Genomic DNA, 17,001 nt, shown 5'->3' on the forward strand with positions numbered 1-17,001 from the left:
TTCTATCAAACTTTACCATGTGCCACAACACCCTGGACTTCTAGGTTCCACCCGGCATGATCCGGTCAGGCGAAAGCGTCTGGCTGACCGTGCCGATCGATAGACCCTTGGCCCGTATCCCGTCAATCATGCCCTTCAACGCTTTCGACGAGGAGTCTGTTGGATGCATTAGAATGAGGAAGCCCGGTTCGACTTTGCTGCTTATTTTCTGAACGACCGCTTCCGGCGCAGGATGCTGCCAGTCCACGGTGTCAAGCGTCCACAGCACCGTTTTCAGCCCCCGGGCATGGGCGATCGCTACCGTCTGCTTGTTGAAATCGCCGGAAGGGGGCGCAAACCATTTATTTTCCACCCCTAAACTGGTCTTAAGCAGCTCCTGCGTTTTCGCAATTTCCAGATCGGCGCGTTCCCTGCTTAGACGGCTCATGTTGGGATGGGTGAAAGCATGATTCTCGACTTCATGGCCCCGCTTTACAATCTCGCCTGCAAGCTCCGGATTTTTCTTGAGCCAGCTGCCGTCGAGGAAGAAGGTGGTCTTGATATTTTCCTCATCGAGCGTATTCAGCATGGGCTCCAGAAATTCGTTGCCCCAGGCAACATTAATCATGAGCGACACCATCGGTTTATTCGGGTTCCCCCGATAGATCGGGTGAGATGCAAGATCCAGGTCGTTTAGCGTTACTTTGGCCGGAATTTCACGATATACGAGCGGGAGGACCTCTCCCTTCCCCCGGTTCTTCACGGCCAGATTATATGTAGCCTCCACATCGACCTCAAGTCCGTTATAGCCGGGGATTGCCTCCCATACTCTGTCCACTCTCGCGTCAACAGGCTCTACTCTTTCCTTGGCAGCCGCAGCCTCAATCTGATTGAGCAGCTCCACGTCGACTACCGCTCCCGTAAGACTGCTGCTGTTCACGAGCTTTGTATTTGCCGCGGGCTCAAGTCCGGACACATAACCCCACGCGCCGCTGAACACGGCGGCAGCCGATACCAATGCGGTACCGGTCAGGAGCACGGCGATTTTCTTATCTTTCATGGGCTCTCCCACTCCCCCTCAGGCAGCTTTGTCCCATTTTATGTGCCGGGCTCCGGAATTATGAGCCAAAAGTAGAGCTGCGGCCTCGGTATGAGGGTGTATGGCGAGCTAGACGCAAAAAAAGAGCCAGAATCAGGTTCTGCCTCTTTCTTCATTTGCTATTTCGGACGCTCAGGCCATGGCCCGCGCTTACTTCGCTTCCGCAGTCAATACCGCTTTGCGCGACAGGTTAATGCGTCCTTGCTGATCGATTTCCGTGACCTTAACGGTGATGACGTCACCAATGGCAACAACATCCTCCACCTTCGCCACCCGCTCGGTCGACAGCTGGGAAATGTGAACCAGCCCGTCTTTATTAGGCAAAATTTCCACGAACGCGCCGAACTTCTCGATCCGTTTGACGGTACCGGTATAAATTTCGCCGACCGCGACTTCCTTCACAATGCCTTCGATAATCGTAAGGGCTTTGCGGTTCATCTCTTCATTCGAAGAAGCGATAAATACGCGTCCATCCTGTTCGATATCGATCTTCACGCCGGTTTCCTCAATGATTTTGTTGATAATTTTGCCGCCGGCTCCGATGACATCGCGGATTTTGTCCGGATTGATCTGCATCGTGATGATCTTAGGCGCATATTGGGACAAGCTTGCTCTCGGTTCTTTGATGACCTCCATCATTTTGCCGAGGATATGCATGCGTCCTTCCTTTGCTTGCTGGAGTGCTTCCTGCAAAATCGCGCGGTCAATGCCGTCGATTTTGATATCCATCTGAATGGCGGTAACCCCATCCGGCGTTCCGGCAACTTTGAAGTCCATATCGCCGAGATGGTCCTCCATTCCCTGGATGTCCGTCAGAATGGATACATGCTCTCCGTCCTTAATCAAGCCCATGGCTACACCTGCTACAGGCGCTTTGATCGGTACACCGGCATCCATCATCGCCAGCGTGCTTGCGCAAATGCTCGCCTGGGAAGTCGATCCGTTCGATTCAAGCACTTCCGATACCAGGCGGATCGTGTACGGGAACTCGGCTTCATTAGGAATAACCTTGCTCAGTGCACGCTCACCCAAAGCACCATGTCCGATCTCCCGGCGACCCGGCGCGCGGAGGGGACGAGCCTCACCTACGCTGAACGGCGGAAAGTTATAGTGGTGCATGAAGCGCTTGGTCTCTTCCAGGTCGATGCCGTCAAGAATCTGCACATCGCCGAGGGCACCCAAAGTACATACGCTGAGCGCTTGCGTTTGACCGCGCGTGAACAAGCCGGAGCCGTGGGTTCTTGGAAGCAGACCCGTGTCGCATTCGATCGGACGAATCTCGGACAGGCCGCGTCCGTCCGGACGAACCTTGTCATGCGTAATGAGACGACGGACTTCCTCCTTCACGATGTCGTGAAGAACCTCTTTAACATCCTTCAAAAGTTCCGGCGTTTCAATATACTTTTCCTCAAATACGGTATAAGTCTCTTCATTAATCGCATCGATGGCATCCTGACGGGCATGCTTCTCTTCAATGCGAACGGCTTCGACAAGGCGGGCCTCCGCAAACTCGCGAACCTCGCGATTGACGTTTTCGTCTACGGCATGGAGCTTCACTTCCATCTTTTCCTTGCCGGCAACGGCCACCAATTCCTCGATCTTCGCCACAATCTTCTTGATTTCCTCATGACCGAACATGATCGCTTCCAGCATCACTTCTTCCGGAACCTCATTCGCTTCGGCCTCAACCATCATGATCGCGTCTTTCGTACCTGCAACGACGAGATAAATGTCACTGGCTTCCTGCTCTGCAATTGTAGGGTTCACGACAAAATTGCCGTTAACGCGTCCTACCGCCACGCCGCCGATCGGTCCGTTGAACGGAACATCGGAAATGCTGAGCGCTGCAGAGGTACCGATCATCGCGGCAATTTCCGGCTCGCAGTCCTGATCCACGCTCATGACGAGATTAAGGACCTGTACATCGTTGCGGAAGCCTTCCGGGAACAGCGGCCGGATCGGACGGTCTGTCAAGCGGCTTGCAAGGATTGCTTTCTCGCTCGGTCTGCCCTCCCGCTTAATGAATCCCCCCGGGATTTTACCAACCGCATACAATCTTTCCTCATAGTTCACCGTTAACGGGAAGAAATCCAAATCCTTCGGCTCACTTGAAGCCGTCACCGTACAGAGAACCGCCGTGTCGCCGTAACGGACCATAACAGCCGCATTTGCCTGCTTGGCCAGCCGACCGGTTTCGAGTACGAGAGGTCTTCCGCCAAGCTGCATTTCAACACTAGTTTCCATGTATTCCCTCCTCATAGGGATAAATTTTTTTGTCGTCTTCTAGCTTTCAGTATTGCCTAAAAACAGCATCATCTTTAATAATGCCGCCCGTTTGATCGATCGGAGTGTTTCACTGGATTCTATTGCTCGAGCTTATGTACGACAAACAACGAACTCATCTTGGAACACTCGATGACGAAAGCGGGAAACGCCGGCAGAAGCTTAAAGCTTGTGGAAGGCGAATCGGGTATATCAATATCTATGTGAATATCTTTCGCTGCAAAGCCTCGGCTTATGAATAACAGCATGGCTTTACAGGAAAGCGGGCAAACGAAAGCAATTTCCATAATACTTAGAAAAGAGCCCGGTTGTGCCGCTGTCGTTCCAAGAAGGACAGTGGACAACCAGGCTGTTTTCGGTAAATCCTATGGATGATTAGCGACGCAATCCAAGCTTCTCGATCAAAGCACTGTAACGTTTTACATCCTTGTTTTTCAAGTATGCAAGCAACTTACGGCGTTGGCCGACCATTTTCAGCAATCCACGGCGGGAATGATGATCCTTCTTGTGCGTACGCAAGTGGTCAGTCAAGTTCGTAATGTTTTCCGTTAGGATAGCGATCTGCACCTCTGGAGATCCTGTATCGGACTCGTGAGTTTTGTGCTCGTCAATCAGTTGTTGTTTACGTTCCTGAGTCAATGCCATCCTGTTCACCTCCTTCGTCATAATCGCCGTTGGCCCAGATACCGACGGTGAGATCAAACATCCAAGCCAAGGTTAAATTGCCCGAATCCCGGGCAACCTCTAAGAGTATAGCATACTTTTCCGAAAAAAGAAAATCCGATCCGCTAATTTATCGAAAAAGCGTGCTGCCCTATTCCATGTCCTTGAGAATCCTGCGGGCTTCGACCGCATCCCGGTGAATCCACTCGACAAGCTCCTGCACCGATTCGAATTTATGCTCTTTCCGAATATATTGAACCATCTCCACCGTCATGACCTGACCGTATAAATCGCCGCTGTAGTCGAAAAGATGCACCTCGAAGATCGGCTTCGTGATGCCTTCATGGAACGTTGGCTTGACACCGACGTTCATGACCCCGGCAATCCAGCCCCCCTCCTGATCCGAACGGGCACGCACGGCGTACACGCCCAGGGCCGGGATGACGTACGGATCCGTCAGCTCGAGATTCGCCGTCGGAAAGCCGATCTGCCTTCCGCGCTTCTCGCCGTGGATTACGGTTCCCCGAATGCTGTAATTTCTGCCGAGCCACCGGTTAGCATCCGCGAGCTGTCCGGTCTGCAGGGCAATCCGGATAGAAGAGCTGCCTACCTTCTCTCCATCCACTAAGAATGGCGGAACGGTGACGACAGACATCGCCCCTTCGCTTAATGCCTGAAGCTTGACGGCATCTCCCGCTCCCTTATGACCAAAACGGAAATCGAATCCGACCACGGCCGTCTGCAGCGAGAGCGGGAGCAGCATGTCCGATACGAACGCGTCCGGACTGACTTCAGAGAACGCCTTGTTGAACTCCACAACGTACAGGATATCAATTCCCATCTCCTGCAGCAGCTTTTCCTTATCAGCTTGGGGAGTAAGGTAGCCCTCATAATTTCCTTTGCCGATCACATCTTTGGGATGGGGATAAAAGGTGATGAGAGCGGCAGGAAGCCCTTGCTCCCGCGCAATTCCGACGGCCGTCGTAATCACGCTCTCATGACCCAGATGCAGACCGTCAAATTGTCCGATGGCCGCGACCTTCGGCACGCCGGCTTCCAATACGTTCTCCGGATTTATGGGGTAGGACAACGATACAATCCTCATGTTTCTCACCTCCATTCAACTAGAACAAGCGCTATCTTGAAAATACCTTCACTGGCACGATCGCGCCTGATTCGGCTTGCCGCTTGTAGATTCCAAGAAAGCTTCCTTGGCTGTCATAGAGCCGGATCGGCTCGTCGCCTTCAACCAGAGGCTCCACGGCTCTGGCGGACAAGCGCTGTCCTTGCAGGGCAGCTTCCGCTTTCTCATCCGATACGGTATGAGCCGGAAGATGGGAGACCGCCCGGTCGACCGGAATCAGCTTATTCTGAAGCTGTCCTTCCTTCATAAGCTGTTCAATGGTTTCAAGGGTCAGGCAGTCGGCTGCCGGAATGCCGGCCGAGATCGTGCGTACAAGCCGAACCATGACGGAAGGAACGCCGAGCTTGCGGCCGATATCCACGCACAATGTGCGGATATATGTACCTTTGGAGCACAGCACCCGAAACGATATTTCGGGATAGGCGCCGCTGGCGTCATAGCCGGTCATCTCAATCTCATGAATGGTGACGGTCCGGCTTTTTCGTTCAACGGTCTTCCCTTCCCGCGCAAGCTCATACAGACGCTTGCCGTTTACCTTGACGGCGGAATACATCGGGGGAACCTGGGAGATTTCACCCACAAACGAACGCAGCGCTTCCTCCGCTTCCTCCCTCGTCACCAGTACGCTTTCTGCCTCTTCAATGACCGTACCTGTGACATCCTCCGTATCCGTAGCATATCCAAGACGCAGAACAGCCTCATACTCCTTCGGCAGCTCCTGCATATACTCCACGACTCGCGTCGCTCTGCCCAAACACAGGGGCAGCACTCCCGTAACCTCCGGATCAAGCGTACCCGTATGGCCAATCCGTTTCATGCGGACAATTCCTCTTACTTTGGCTACCACATCATGCGATGTCCAGCCGGCGGGCTTATGCACGGCCAAAATACCTTCCAACTCTGTCATAACCGTAGTCTCACCTGCTCCACAACGCGAGGGATAACATCCTCCAAAGGGCCCTCCAGACTGCAGCCTGCAGCCCGGACATGGCCGCCGCCTCCGAACCCTTGGGCAAGGGCGGCAACGTCGACTTTTCCGGCGGAACGAAGGCTAACCTTCACGATACCGGATTTCAGAAGCTTAAACAAGATTCCGACCTCGACGCCTTGAATATTGCGGGGATAATTGACAATCCCCTCCAGATCCTCACTGGCTGCGCCGCAGCGCTCCATATGGTCAGGGGTAACGTGCACCCATGCGATTTTTCCATCCTCCGACACCTGGAGCGTATTCAGCGCTTCGACAAGCACTTTCATCTGGGGAAGAGTCATCTCTTCCAGCAGGATCTCCGCGAGCTCCGGCCCGTTAACGCCATGACCTAGCAGCTCTGAGGCAATGCTCATCACTTTAGGCGACGTGTTCGTATAACGGAAACCTCCGGTATCTGTAAGAAGCCCCGTATAGACGGACGTAGCAATCTCGGCATCCCAGGTGATCCCGCATACATTCAACAAGTCATACAGAATTTCTGCCGTCGCGGCGGCTTGAGGCAGCACCAGGTTAACGGAGCCGTACCGGTCATTGGTAGGGTGGTGGTCGATGTTCACGATTCTGGCATTCTCGGCAAACAACGTCCGGATGTGCCCTACCCGGGCAAAATCCGCGCAATCCACGCAGATCACATGCGTAAACGTCCGATCCGGCAGCTCTTCCGACCCGTTGATAATATCCTCGGCATGCCACAGCATGTTCATTCGTTTCGGGATCGGCCCTTCATTGATCATCGTGAATTTCTTGCCCAGACATGAGAGAAGCCAGCCCACCGCAAGGGTGGAACTGACTGCATCTCCATCGGGCTGAACATGCGACACAACCAAATAGTCATCGTGCTCCAGCAGAAACGACTTTACCTGCTGCAGCTCTTGCTCATAGGTCTGCATTCGCCCTCTCCTTTATTTACGAACTTGCATTATTTCTCTTCGCGCTCTCCGATTTCGTTGAGCAGCTTCTCGATCCGGCTGCCATAGGCAATGGATTCGTCAAACTTGAAGATCAGCTCCGGAACATGCCGGAGACGGATCCGTTTGCCAAGCTCGGAACGGAGGAAGCCGGTGGCCTTTTCCAGACCTTTCAAGGAAGCTGCCTTCTGTTCTTCGTCACCGAGCACGCTCAAGTACACCTTGGCTTGTGACAAGTCATTCGTCACATCAACGCCGGTCACGGTAATGAAGCCGATTCTCGGATCTTTGATTTCAGTCTGAATCAGTTGGCTGAGCTCTTTCTTAATCTGCTCGCCTACGCGCCCTGTTCTGATTTTTGCCATCGTTGATCACCTCGTTTATTAGCGCTCTACCGTCTCCATGATAAAGGCTTCGATGACGTCTCCTTCTTTCACATCGCTGTAGCTGGCCAACGTAATACCGCACTCGTAGCCTTGTGCCACTTCCTTCGCGTCGTCCTTGAAACGCTTGAGGGAATCGATCTTGCCCTCATGAATGACGATGCCGTCGCGGATCAAGCGGGCTTCGGCATTGCGCGAGATTTTTCCGGAAGTAACCATACAGCCTGCAATCGTACCAATCTTGCTCACTTTAAAGGTGTTGCGGACTTCCGCATGTCCGATCACGGTTTCTTTATATTCCGGATCGAGCATCCCCTTCATAGCTTGCTCAATTTCCTCGATTACATTATAGATGACACGGTGCAGACGCACGTCAACCTTCTCCTGCTCCGATGTCTGTTTTGCTTGAACATCCGGACGGACGTTAAAGCCGATGACGATCGCATTGGAAGCAGCCGCCAAAATAATATCGGATTCCGTGATCGCTCCGACGCCGCTGTGGATGATTTTTACGCGTACGCCTTCCACTTCGATCTTGTTAAGCGAGCTCTTCAAGGCTTCAACCGAGCCCTGTACGTCACCCTTAATGATCACGTTCAGATCCTTGATCTCGCCGTCCTTGATATGCTTGAACAAGTCGTCGAGGGTTACGCGGGTATTCGTGTTAAGCTCAGACTGACGCTGCGTGACCGCACGCTTCTCGGCGATCGAACGCGCCTTGCGCTCGTCCTCGAACACCATGAACGGATCGCCTGCGCCCGGCACTTCCGTAAGACCGGTAATTTCAACCGGCGTGGATGGACCGGCTTCTTTCAGGCGGCGCCCTTTATCATTCACCATCGCCCGGATGCGGCCGAAGCAGTTGCCCGCTACAAACGCATCGCCGACTTTCAGCGTTCCGTGCTGAACAAGGATACGTGCAACCGGGCCTCTTCCCTTATCCAGCTCCGCCTCAATAACCGTACCGCGGGCACGCTTATCCGGATTGGCTTTGTATTCATTCACTTCGGCAACAAGCAGAATCATTTCGAGCAGATCCTCGAGACCCATGCGCTGTTTTGCCGAAACGTTAACGAAGATCGTATCTCCGCCCCATTCCTCCGGCACAAGCTCGTATTCGGTCAACTCCTGCTTCACCTTATCCGGGTTGGCAGACGGTTTGTCGATTTTGTTCACGGCCACGATGATCGGCAATCCTGCCGCCTTCGCATGGTTGATCGCTTCTACCGTCTGCGGCATCACGCCGTCATCGGCTGCGACAACAATAATCGTCATATCCGTAACCTGCGCACCGCGTGCACGCATAGCGGTAAACGCTTCGTGGCCCGGCGTATCCAGGAAGGTGATCTTCTTGCCGTTGATTTCAACTTGATAAGCACCGATGTGCTGTGTGATGCCGCCGGCTTCGCCGCCGCTCACGTTCGTGGAACGGATCGCATCCAGCAGCGTCGTTTTACCGTGGTCGACGTGACCCATGATGGTAACGACCGGAGGGCGCTCCTTCAAATCTTCAGGCGCGTCATTCTCTTCGACTGTCTCGAACCGGTCTTCTTCCACCGGAATCTTCACTTCAACCTCGACACCGAACTCCCCTGCAAGCAGCTGAATCGTCTCGATGTCCAGCTCCTGGTTGATCGTGGCCATCACGCCGAGGAAAATCAGCTTCTTGATGACTTCGGAAGCGTCCTTATGAAGCAGCTTCGCCGTTTCACCGACGGTCATGTCGCCACGGACGATAATTTTCTTCGGCGTGTTGTCGATTTTCTCACGAGGCGGCTGCTGGTTGTTCTGGTTCCGTCCGCGGTTATTCTTCCCACCGCGATTGTTGCCGCGGAAACCGCCCTGGCGGTTGTTATCATCAAACCGCTTGGAATTGTTGTTGTTATTGTTTCTTCCGCCCCGGTTGTTTTGACCGTTGCTGTTGTTCTGGCTGCCGGAGTCATTGCGTCCCGTTCTGCCTTGCGGACGCGAAGCGCCTTGAGCGCCGTTGTTCTGCGGACGAGCACCGCCTTGACCTCCGCCTTGCGGACGGGAGCCGGTTGCTGTACCGCCTTGCGGACGGGAGCCAGTTGCTGTTCCACCTTGTCTTGGTGCCTGGTTGCTGCGATTTTGGTTCTGGCTTCCTTGAGCCGGGCCTGATTGGTTTCTGCGAGAATCCTGTCCCTGTCCTTGTGGACGCTGGGAACCGGATGTGTTCTGGTTATTTTGATGATTTCTACTATTCATACCTACCTGCTTTTCCTGTTGTTTTTTGGGTTGACCTTGACCTTGACCTTGACCGCGCTGACCTGCATTTCGAGAGCCGTCTTGCCCGCTGCTTACTTTCGCATCAGCAGCGGAAGAGCTGGAAGCAACCGACACGGGCGGCTTGCGGCTCTCGCCGCGGGAAGCGTCCGCACCGTCACGCTTGGCTTCCGCATTCGATTTGATATCCTTAAAGAACTGCTCAACTTTGGATACCGTATCGTTCTCCATGACGCTCATGTGGTTGTTAACCGGAATGTTCAAACGCTTAAGGATCGTTATAATTTCTTTACTGCTCATATTCAGCGATTTCGCGTATTCATATACGCGAAGTTTATTGTCTTTGTTTTCTTGTTTACTCAATATACTCCACCTCCGACATTGTCTCCATTGTTCTGGAGATCATTTCTGCGAATCCTTGATCCGTAACGGCCAGCACAACCCGCTCGGGTTTACCTACACTTGTGCCCAGACTTTCCCGGTCAAATCCGATTACCAGAGGGATGTTATAAGAACCGCATTTGTCGCGGAACTTTTTTTTAGTATTATCTGAGGCGTCACCCGCAAGAATAACCAACTTTGCTTCTGAAGACCGGATGGCTTTGAGCACGATCTCATCACCCGTAACCACCTTGCCGGCCCGCATGGCCAGGCCGAGCTGAGAAAGCGCCCTATTCATCATCGGCTGCACGCTCTTTAGCAGCCAGGAATTCATCCTCAACCTTGATGAAATCCTGGGCCAATTGTTCATAGATCTCAGGTTTCACTTGCTGCTTCAACGCTCGATCCAAAGCTTTATTTTTGTGTGCAAGCTTGAAGCAGGAAACTTTGCCGCATAGATAAGCGCCGCGGCCCGACTTTTTGCCGGTCAGATCAATCATGACCGCCTCGTCGGGCGTTCTGACAATCCGGATCAGCTCTTTCTTCGGCATCATTTCCTGACATGCCACACATTTACGCAGCGGTATCTTTCTCTGTTTCAAGACGCTTACCCCCCCGCTTGTTTCGGAATTAATCCACGGAGACGGAATCCTGGTGCATTTCACCGGATTGGGATTTTGGTCTGCCAAATTCCTGCTCCGCCTGGCTTTCGCTCTTAATATCGATCTTCCAGCCTGTCAATTTAGCTGCAAGGCGCGCATTCTGGCCCTTGATGCCAATGGCCAGTGAGAGCTGGTAGTCGGGAACAATGACGCGGGCCATCTTCTCATCCTCGAACACTTGAACCTCAAGCACTTTCGAAGGACTGAGGGCGTTGGCCACGTACTCCTCAACCGAATCGGAATAGCGGACGATGTCGATCTTCTCCCCGCGGAGCTCATTCACGATCGTCTGAACGCGCATCCCTTTCGGGCCAACGCAGGAGCCTACCGGATCGACCTCTTCATTACGAGAGTAAACCGCAATCTTGGAGCGGTAGCCCGCTTCACGCGCAACCGAACGGATCTCGACGACGCCGTCGAAAATTTCCGGAACCTCCAGCTCAAACAGGCGCTTGAGCAGCCCCGGATGCGTGCGGGAGAGCATGATTTGCGGACCTTTCGTAGTGTTCTCGACCTTCGTGATATACGCCTTGATCCGATCGCCATGCTTGAACTTCTCGTTCGGCATCAGCTCCGTAAGCGGAAGCGCGGCTTCGATCTTCCCGAGGTCGATGTAGATGTTTCTAAGGTCCTGGCGCTGCAGCGTACCGGTGACGATATCGTCTTCCTTGTCGATAAACGCGCTGTAGATCAAGCCGCGCTCGGCTTCCCGAATGCGCTGCGTAACGACCTGCTTCGCCGTCTGAGCCGCGATTCGACCGAAATCGCGAGGCGTTACCTCGATCTCGGCGATATCCTCGAGCTGGAAATGCGGATTGATTTCGCGTGCCGCATGCAGCGAAATTTCCGTCCGCGGATCCAGAACCTCTTCAACGATCAGCTTCCGTGCAAACACTTTGATGACGCCGGTATTGCGGTTCATGTCTACACGGACATTTTGCGCAGTGTTGAAGTTACGCTTGTAACTCGAGATCAGCGCAGCCTCGATGGCTTCAAACAACACATCTTTGCTGATGCCCTTCTCTCTCTCCAGCTCGTTCATCGCTTCAATAAAATCCATACTCATTGAAAATCGGTTCCCCCTTTCAAAACTTCCGTCTAAAAAATGATGGCCAATCTGGCGCTGGCTACTTTTGCATATGGAATAACGTGCTGTTTCTTGCCCGTTTGAATAACAAGCTCTTCTTGCTCGAAGGACTCCAGCTTGCCCTCGAATTCCTTCAGCCCGTCGATCGGCTCGTATACCGTAACGAATACGTTCTTGCCGACAGCCTTGGCGACGTCCTCCTTCTTCTTAAGCGGACGTTCGGCGCCCGGAGAGGAAACCTCGAGAAAATAAGCGGTCGGAATCGGATCGTTCTCATCCAGCTTCTGGCTCAGATATTCGCTGATTACTCCGCAATCGTCAATATCAATGCCGCCTTCTTTATCTACAAACACACGCAGGAACCAGCTGCTTCCTTCCTTTACGTATTCCACATCGACCAGTTCGAAGCCGTGTTCATCCAGATACGGCTGCACCATTTCTTCCACAGTCGTTTTAATCTTTGATGTGCTCAAAGAACATAACCTCCAAGTTGATTTCCTATATACCAAAGAGTAAAGAGTGGGTTGCCCCACTCTTTACACAACGGTTTTATCTCCATGATTACCAAAAAAATTATAACATAGTCTGGTAATAGTGACAAGTATGACTCCTTGACTGTCAAGGAAGCCTCCTGAGCAGCAACGGGCCCGCCCTGAGAGATATGAAGAAATCAGAATAATGAGAGCTGATTGCTCTCCGGCAAACCGCGGAAGCAGCCCATCTGGGTCAGAAGTTCCACCGCCGTCTTACTCGCCTTGGACTTCTGCTGGAAATCTTCTATCGATAAAAACTCGCCGAATTCGCGCGCGGCCGCAATGTTGCGGGCGGCGTTTTCGCCGATACCGGCCAAGGCCGAGAACGGCGGGATGAGCGAATTTCCGTCAACCGTAAATTTCGTTGCATCCGAACGATAAAGATCGATGCTCTTGAAGGTAAAGCCTCTGGCCGTCATTTCCAGCGCCATTTCCAGGATCGGCAGCATGCCTTTCTCCTTCGCGCTGGCTCCGAAGCCGAGCTGCTCGATCTCCTCGATTCGGCGGTAAATCGCCTCATATCCTTGACAGCACAGCTCAATATCAATATCCTCGGCGCGGACCGAGAAGTACGTCGCATAGTATTCGATCGGATAATACAGCTTGAAATACGCGGTACGCACTGCCGAGATAACATATGCAGCCGCGTGGGCTTTCGGGAACATGTACTGGATTTTGAGACAGGAGTCAATGTACCACTGAGGCACCTTGCATCGCTTCATCTCGTCGATCCATTCCTGGGTAAGCCCCTTACCCTTCCGCACGCTCTCCGTAATCTTGAAGGCGAGGCTTGCATCCATCCCGGCCTTGTAGATCAGGAACAGCATGATATCGTCACGACAGCCGATAACCGTCTTGATGTTGCATGTGCCGTTCTTGATAAGCTCCTGCGCATTGCCGAGCCATACGCCGGTACCGTGTGAGAGGCCGGAAATTTGCAGCAGGTCGGCAAAGCTGGACGGCTGGGATTCCACAAGCATCTGCCGTACGAACTTGGTTCCCATCTCCGGAACGCCGTAGGTCGCCACCGGAGAACGGATTTGCTCCGGGGTTACCCCGAGCGCTTCCGTGGAGTTGAACATGCTCATTACCTTCGGATCGTTCATCGGAATCGTCGTCGGATCGACGCCGGTCAGATCCTGCAGCATCCTCATCATCGTCGGATCATCGTGTCCCAGAATATCAAGCTTCAGCAGGTTCGCATCAAAGGCGTGGTAATCGAAATGCGTGGTCTTCCATTCGGCGTTGACATCGTCGGCCGGATACTGAACCGGGGTGATATCCTCCACCTCGATATAGTCCGGGACAACGACGATACCGCCGGGATGCTGACCGGTGCTTCGTTTCACGCCGGTACAGCCGGCGGCTAGCCGGTTCAGCTCCGCACCACGCCAACGCTTGTTATGATGCTCCTCATATTTCTTCGCAAAGCCAAACGCCGTCTTCTCGGCGACGGTACCGATCGTCCCCGCCCGAAACACGCTCTTCTCGCCGAACATTTCCTTCGTAAAGTTATGGGCATGCGGCTGATATTCCCCCGAGAAGTTCAAGTCGATATCGGGAACCTTGTCCCCTTTGAAACCGAGGAACGTCTCAAACGGAATATCCTGTCCTTCGCCTTTCATCATGTTGCCGCAGTTCGGGCAAGCCTTGTCCGGCAAGTCGAAGCCGCTCGGCACGCTGCCGTCGAGGAACCACTCGCTGTGCTTGCACTCTTTGTTCAGGCAGATGTAATGCGCCGGCAGCGGGTTAACCTCGGAAATGCCGAGGAAGGTGGCAACGACCGAAGAGCCGACGGATCCCCGTGAGCCGACCAAGTATCCGTCGCGGTTCGATTTTTTAACCAGGCGCTCGGAGATCAGATAGTTCGCGGAGAAGCCGTATTTGATAATCGGCTCAAGCTCCTTCTCCAGCCGGGCTACGACAACCTCCGGCAGATCGTCCCCGTAAATCGACCGTGCTGTCTCATAGCAGGTGTTGCGGATCTCTTCGTCCGCTCCTTCCAGGATCGGAGTGAACAGCTTATCCGGGAACAGCTCCAGCTCTTCGAACCGGTCTGCCAGCTCCGACGTATTGGTTACGACGACTTCATAAGCCTTATCCTCGCCCAAGAACTCGAATTCCTCCAGCATCTCCTCCGTTGTCCGGAAATGCGCATCAGGCTTGCGCATATCCTTCAGCGGACTGAATCCGGTAATACCATGGATCGTAATGTCCCTGAACAGCTTGTCCCGCGGTTCCAGATAGTGCACGTTACCTGTGGCGATCACCGGCTTGTTCAGCTTCTCGCCGATCCGCACCACTTTGGATATGGCCGTCTTGATTTCTTCGGGACTGCCGACCAGGCCTTTATCCACCAAATGCATATACATCGTCAGCGGCTGGATCTCCAGCACATCATAGAAGGCCGCAATTTCTTCCGCTTCTTCCTCGGTCTTGTTGAGCACCGTCTCGAAAAACTCGCCCTTTTCGCAACCGGACAATACAAGCAAGCCTTCGCGCATCTCCTGAAGCTTGGATTTCGGTATGCAAGGCACGCGCTTAAAATACTCCGTATGCGACATCGACACCAGCTTGTACAGATTCTTCTTGCCCGTCATGTTCAAGGCATAAATGCCGCAGTGGAACGGACGCGCATTGGACAGGTCCATGCCGACGTAGTCGTTCAGCCGGTCCAGCATCTTGATCCCCTTCATTTTGTCCGCGTCCGCAAGCAGTCCGTTCAGGATGCCCGCGAGTGCAACGGTATCATCGATCGCACGGTGATGGCTTTCGAGCGCAACCTTGTATTTATCGGCAAGCGTGTTGAGCCGGTGGTTTTTCATCCCCGGATGCAAAAGCCGCGCAAGCTCCAGGGTATCCAGATACGGGTTGTCCAGTGTGTCCATGCCGGCATTTTGCAGCGATGCCTGAATGAAGCCCACGTCGAACCTTGCATTGTGCGCGACAAGCACCGCGTCCCCAACGAATTCGACGAACTCCTTCAGAACCGGTTCAAGCTCCGGCGCGTCCCTTACCATATCATCGTTGATGTTTGTCAATTGCTGAATATGGTACGGTATCCGCTCATGCGGATTGACGAACGTCGCGTACCGGTCGACCTCCTTGCCCTCATGCATTTTGACGGCGGCCAACTCGATAATTTTGTTCGCGGTTATCGACAGACCCGTTGTCTCGATATCGAAGACGACGTAGGTTGCGCTGCTCAGCTCGATCGGCTTCGCCTGCTCCACGATATTCACCGCATCGTTAACGACGTTCGCCTCGAGTCCGTAAATCATCTTGATCCCGTTCTTCTTCGCATGCTTCGCCGCGTCGGGATAGCACTGTACACCGCCATGATCGCTGACGGCAATCGCCTTATGTCCCCAGCTCGCCGCCGTTTTGATATAGCGGTCGATCGGCGTAACGGCATCCATCGTGCTCATGGTCGTGTGGAGATGGAATTCGACCCGCTTTTCAGGCGCATTATCCTTCCGCGATGGCGGAGCTTTCACCTCGGACAAATCCGTAGGAATCATGACCAGCTCCGGCACCTGCATGAACCGGTCATATTCCACCCGGCCTCTGGCCTTAACCCATTTGCCGTCGGCAAGCAGGCTCAACACTTTCAGATCATCCTTCGTCTTGGCAAACATCTTCATCTGCAAGGAATCGCTGAAATCGGTCAAATTGAAGGTGAACAGCGTGCTGCCGTTTCGCAGTTCCTTTCGGTCCAAGCCAAAGATTGTACCTTGGATCGTAATCTTCTTCTCCTCGTCCTGGATATCCTGGATAGATACCGGCTGGTCCTTTATGTCGTAGCCGACCTGCAGCCGGTCCGGAGCCTCATCCTCGTCACCGGCATCCATCTCGGCTTCCAGGCTGCTCATGAGCTGCTCGATAACCTCCCGCTCTTCCTGCCGCTTGCGCTGCTCAAATTCCTCATAGGCAGCCTGCCCATTATCGCCGACCTGCATTTTAACGCGGAGCTGAAGATCGAAGTAATGGCTGAAGAAGCGGGTGATGGCCGTATCGATTTGCTTCTTCCGGGCAAGCTCGAGCGACATGCCGTCCGACATCGTCAGCAGCAGCTGCCCGTCCTCCACCTCGTGCCGGGCCCGGGTCATCCAGCCGTTAACGGATGGAATCTCACGGTGTACCCACTCCAGGAACAAATTCCAGTACTCCTGCACAATGTCGGCAGCCTGCACATTGCCCTGATACCGGAATACAAATACGATGCGGGCAATATGATTCATCTTCTCCTGTATTCTCAGGCAGAAGGTCCGATACACCTCGGCGGGAACGAGCGTCTCCTTCAGGATCGTAATCTTCCACTCCTTGCTCGCCCGGCTCGTCTCCACCTGCTCGATGATACCGTCCAAGAAATAGGGTTCCACCAGATTGGCCGGAACTTCGCCCTGCTTCATCAGCAGTTCAAGCCGTTTCCTTTTATCTTCTGCTGTGCCCATGGTTCCCTCCCCCTAAGTTTTCACGCGAATTGCTTATAAAAACAGTAGAAGCTTCCGCCGGCAGCATCCACACGTCCTGCCTCGAAACAGAGCGATGGGTCTACTGCCATCCGGAAGCTTGCTCCAGACGCACATATTCCGGGTACAGGAGAACGAAGAAGCAATCTGTAGCCCTCCTCCCTCTACCCGG

The 17,001-nt window shown here is 53.6% G+C and carries 13 protein-coding genes; all 13 read right to left on the reverse strand.

The genetic code is table 11. From position 1 onward, the window contains the following. Window positions 1-40: 40 nt before the first annotated feature. Window positions 41-1,039, reverse strand: coding sequence for a polysaccharide deacetylase family protein (locus J2Z18_RS17875; RefSeq protein ID WP_210095130.1), 999 nt, complete (start codon window positions 1,037-1,039; stop codon window positions 41-43). 189 nt (window positions 1,040-1,228) lie between these two features. Continuing rightward, entirely contained in the window at window positions 1,229-3,322 is a 2,094-nt protein-coding gene (gene pnp / locus J2Z18_RS17880) for a polyribonucleotide nucleotidyltransferase (RefSeq protein ID WP_007128705.1), read from the reverse strand. 414 nt (window positions 3,323-3,736) lie between these two features. After that, window positions 3,737-4,006, reverse strand: a complete 270-nt coding sequence (gene rpsO / locus J2Z18_RS17885) for a 30S ribosomal protein S15 (RefSeq protein WP_006211281.1) — start codon at window positions 4,004-4,006, stop codon at window positions 3,737-3,739. 169 nt (window positions 4,007-4,175) lie between these two features. Beyond that, window positions 4,176-5,129 carry a bifunctional riboflavin kinase/FAD synthetase gene (locus J2Z18_RS17890; protein WP_007128706.1) on the reverse strand — a complete coding sequence of 318 codons (954 nt, stop codon included), beginning with the start codon at window positions 5,127-5,129 and terminating at the stop codon, window positions 4,176-4,178. Between the two features lie 31 nt (window positions 5,130-5,160). Continuing rightward, window positions 5,161-6,075, reverse strand: a complete 915-nt coding sequence (truB, locus tag J2Z18_RS17895; protein WP_007128707.1) for a tRNA pseudouridine(55) synthase TruB — start codon at window positions 6,073-6,075, stop codon at window positions 5,161-5,163. Beyond that, window positions 6,072-7,049 (reverse strand): DHH family phosphoesterase, encoded by a 978-nt coding sequence (locus tag J2Z18_RS17900; RefSeq protein ID WP_007128708.1) that lies wholly within the window; start codon window positions 7,047-7,049, stop codon window positions 6,072-6,074. Before J2Z18_RS17900 ends, truB begins: the two co-directional genes overlap by 4 nt. Window positions 7,050-7,078: 29 nt before the next feature. Continuing rightward, on the reverse strand, window positions 7,079-7,432 hold the full coding sequence (gene rbfA, locus J2Z18_RS17905; protein ID WP_007128709.1) for a 30S ribosome-binding factor RbfA: 354 nt from the start codon (window positions 7,430-7,432) through the stop codon (window positions 7,079-7,081). An 18-nt stretch (window positions 7,433-7,450) separates the two neighbouring features. After that, window positions 7,451-10,057 carry a translation initiation factor IF-2 gene (infB, locus tag J2Z18_RS17910; protein WP_210095131.1) on the reverse strand — a complete coding sequence of 869 codons (2,607 nt, stop codon included), beginning with the start codon at window positions 10,055-10,057 and terminating at the stop codon, window positions 7,451-7,453. Next, a complete protein-coding gene (locus tag J2Z18_RS17915; RefSeq protein ID WP_028405664.1) occupies window positions 10,050-10,373 on the reverse strand; it encodes a YlxQ family RNA-binding protein in 324 nt (107 codons plus the stop codon). The genes infB and J2Z18_RS17915 overlap by 8 nt, the downstream gene beginning before the upstream one ends. Beyond that, complete coding sequence (gene rnpM / locus J2Z18_RS17920; protein WP_028405665.1) at window positions 10,366-10,677, reverse strand: RNase P modulator RnpM; 312 nt, start codon at window positions 10,675-10,677, stop codon at window positions 10,366-10,368. Before rnpM ends, J2Z18_RS17915 begins: the two co-directional genes overlap by 8 nt. A gap of 28 nt (window positions 10,678-10,705) precedes the next feature. After that, on the reverse strand, window positions 10,706-11,803 hold the full coding sequence (gene nusA / locus J2Z18_RS17925) for a transcription termination factor NusA (RefSeq protein WP_007128713.1): 1,098 nt from the start codon (window positions 11,801-11,803) through the stop codon (window positions 10,706-10,708). A 32-nt stretch (window positions 11,804-11,835) separates the two neighbouring features. Beyond that, complete coding sequence (gene rimP, locus J2Z18_RS17930; RefSeq protein ID WP_007128714.1) at window positions 11,836-12,297, reverse strand: ribosome maturation factor RimP; 462 nt, start codon at window positions 12,295-12,297, stop codon at window positions 11,836-11,838. A 197-nt stretch (window positions 12,298-12,494) separates the two neighbouring features. Next, window positions 12,495-16,811, reverse strand: a complete 4,317-nt coding sequence (locus J2Z18_RS17935; protein ID WP_007128715.1) for a PolC-type DNA polymerase III — start codon at window positions 16,809-16,811, stop codon at window positions 12,495-12,497. Between the last annotated feature and the right edge of the window lie 190 nt (window positions 16,812-17,001).

The organism is Paenibacillus lactis (assembly GCF_017873605.1).
GTDB classification, from domain to species: Bacteria; Bacillota; Bacilli; order Paenibacillales; family Paenibacillaceae; genus Paenibacillus_AQ; species Paenibacillus_AQ lactis.

Coding starts and splice junctions, on each gene's coding strand:
- J2Z18_RS17875 (WP_210095130.1), bottom strand. CDS start 1,039: ATGAAAGATAAGAAAATCGCCGTGCTCCTGACCGGTACCGCATTGGTA.
- pnp (WP_007128705.1), bottom strand. CDS start 3,322: ATGGAAACTAGTGTTGAAATGCAGCTTGGCGGAAGACCTCTCGTACTC.
- rpsO (WP_006211281.1), bottom strand. CDS start 4,006: ATGGCATTGACTCAGGAACGTAAACAACAACTGATTGACGAGCACAAA.
- J2Z18_RS17890 (WP_007128706.1), bottom strand. CDS start 5,129: ATGAGGATTGTATCGTTGTCCTACCCCATAAATCCGGAGAACGTATTG.
- truB (WP_007128707.1), bottom strand. CDS start 6,075: ATGACAGAGTTGGAAGGTATTTTGGCCGTGCATAAGCCCGCCGGCTGG.
- J2Z18_RS17900 (WP_007128708.1), bottom strand. CDS start 7,049: ATGCAGACCTATGAGCAAGAGCTGCAGCAGGTAAAGTCGTTTCTGCTG.
- rbfA (WP_007128709.1), bottom strand. CDS start 7,432: ATGGCAAAAATCAGAACAGGGCGCGTAGGCGAGCAGATTAAGAAAGAG.
- J2Z18_RS17915 (WP_028405664.1), bottom strand. CDS start 10,373: ATGAATAGGGCGCTTTCTCAGCTCGGCCTGGCCATGCGGGCCGGCAAG.
- nusA (WP_007128713.1), bottom strand. CDS start 11,803: ATGAGTATGGATTTTATTGAAGCGATGAACGAGCTGGAGAGAGAGAAG.
- J2Z18_RS17935 (WP_007128715.1), bottom strand. CDS start 16,811: ATGGGCACAGCAGAAGATAAAAGGAAACGGCTTGAACTGCTGATGAAG.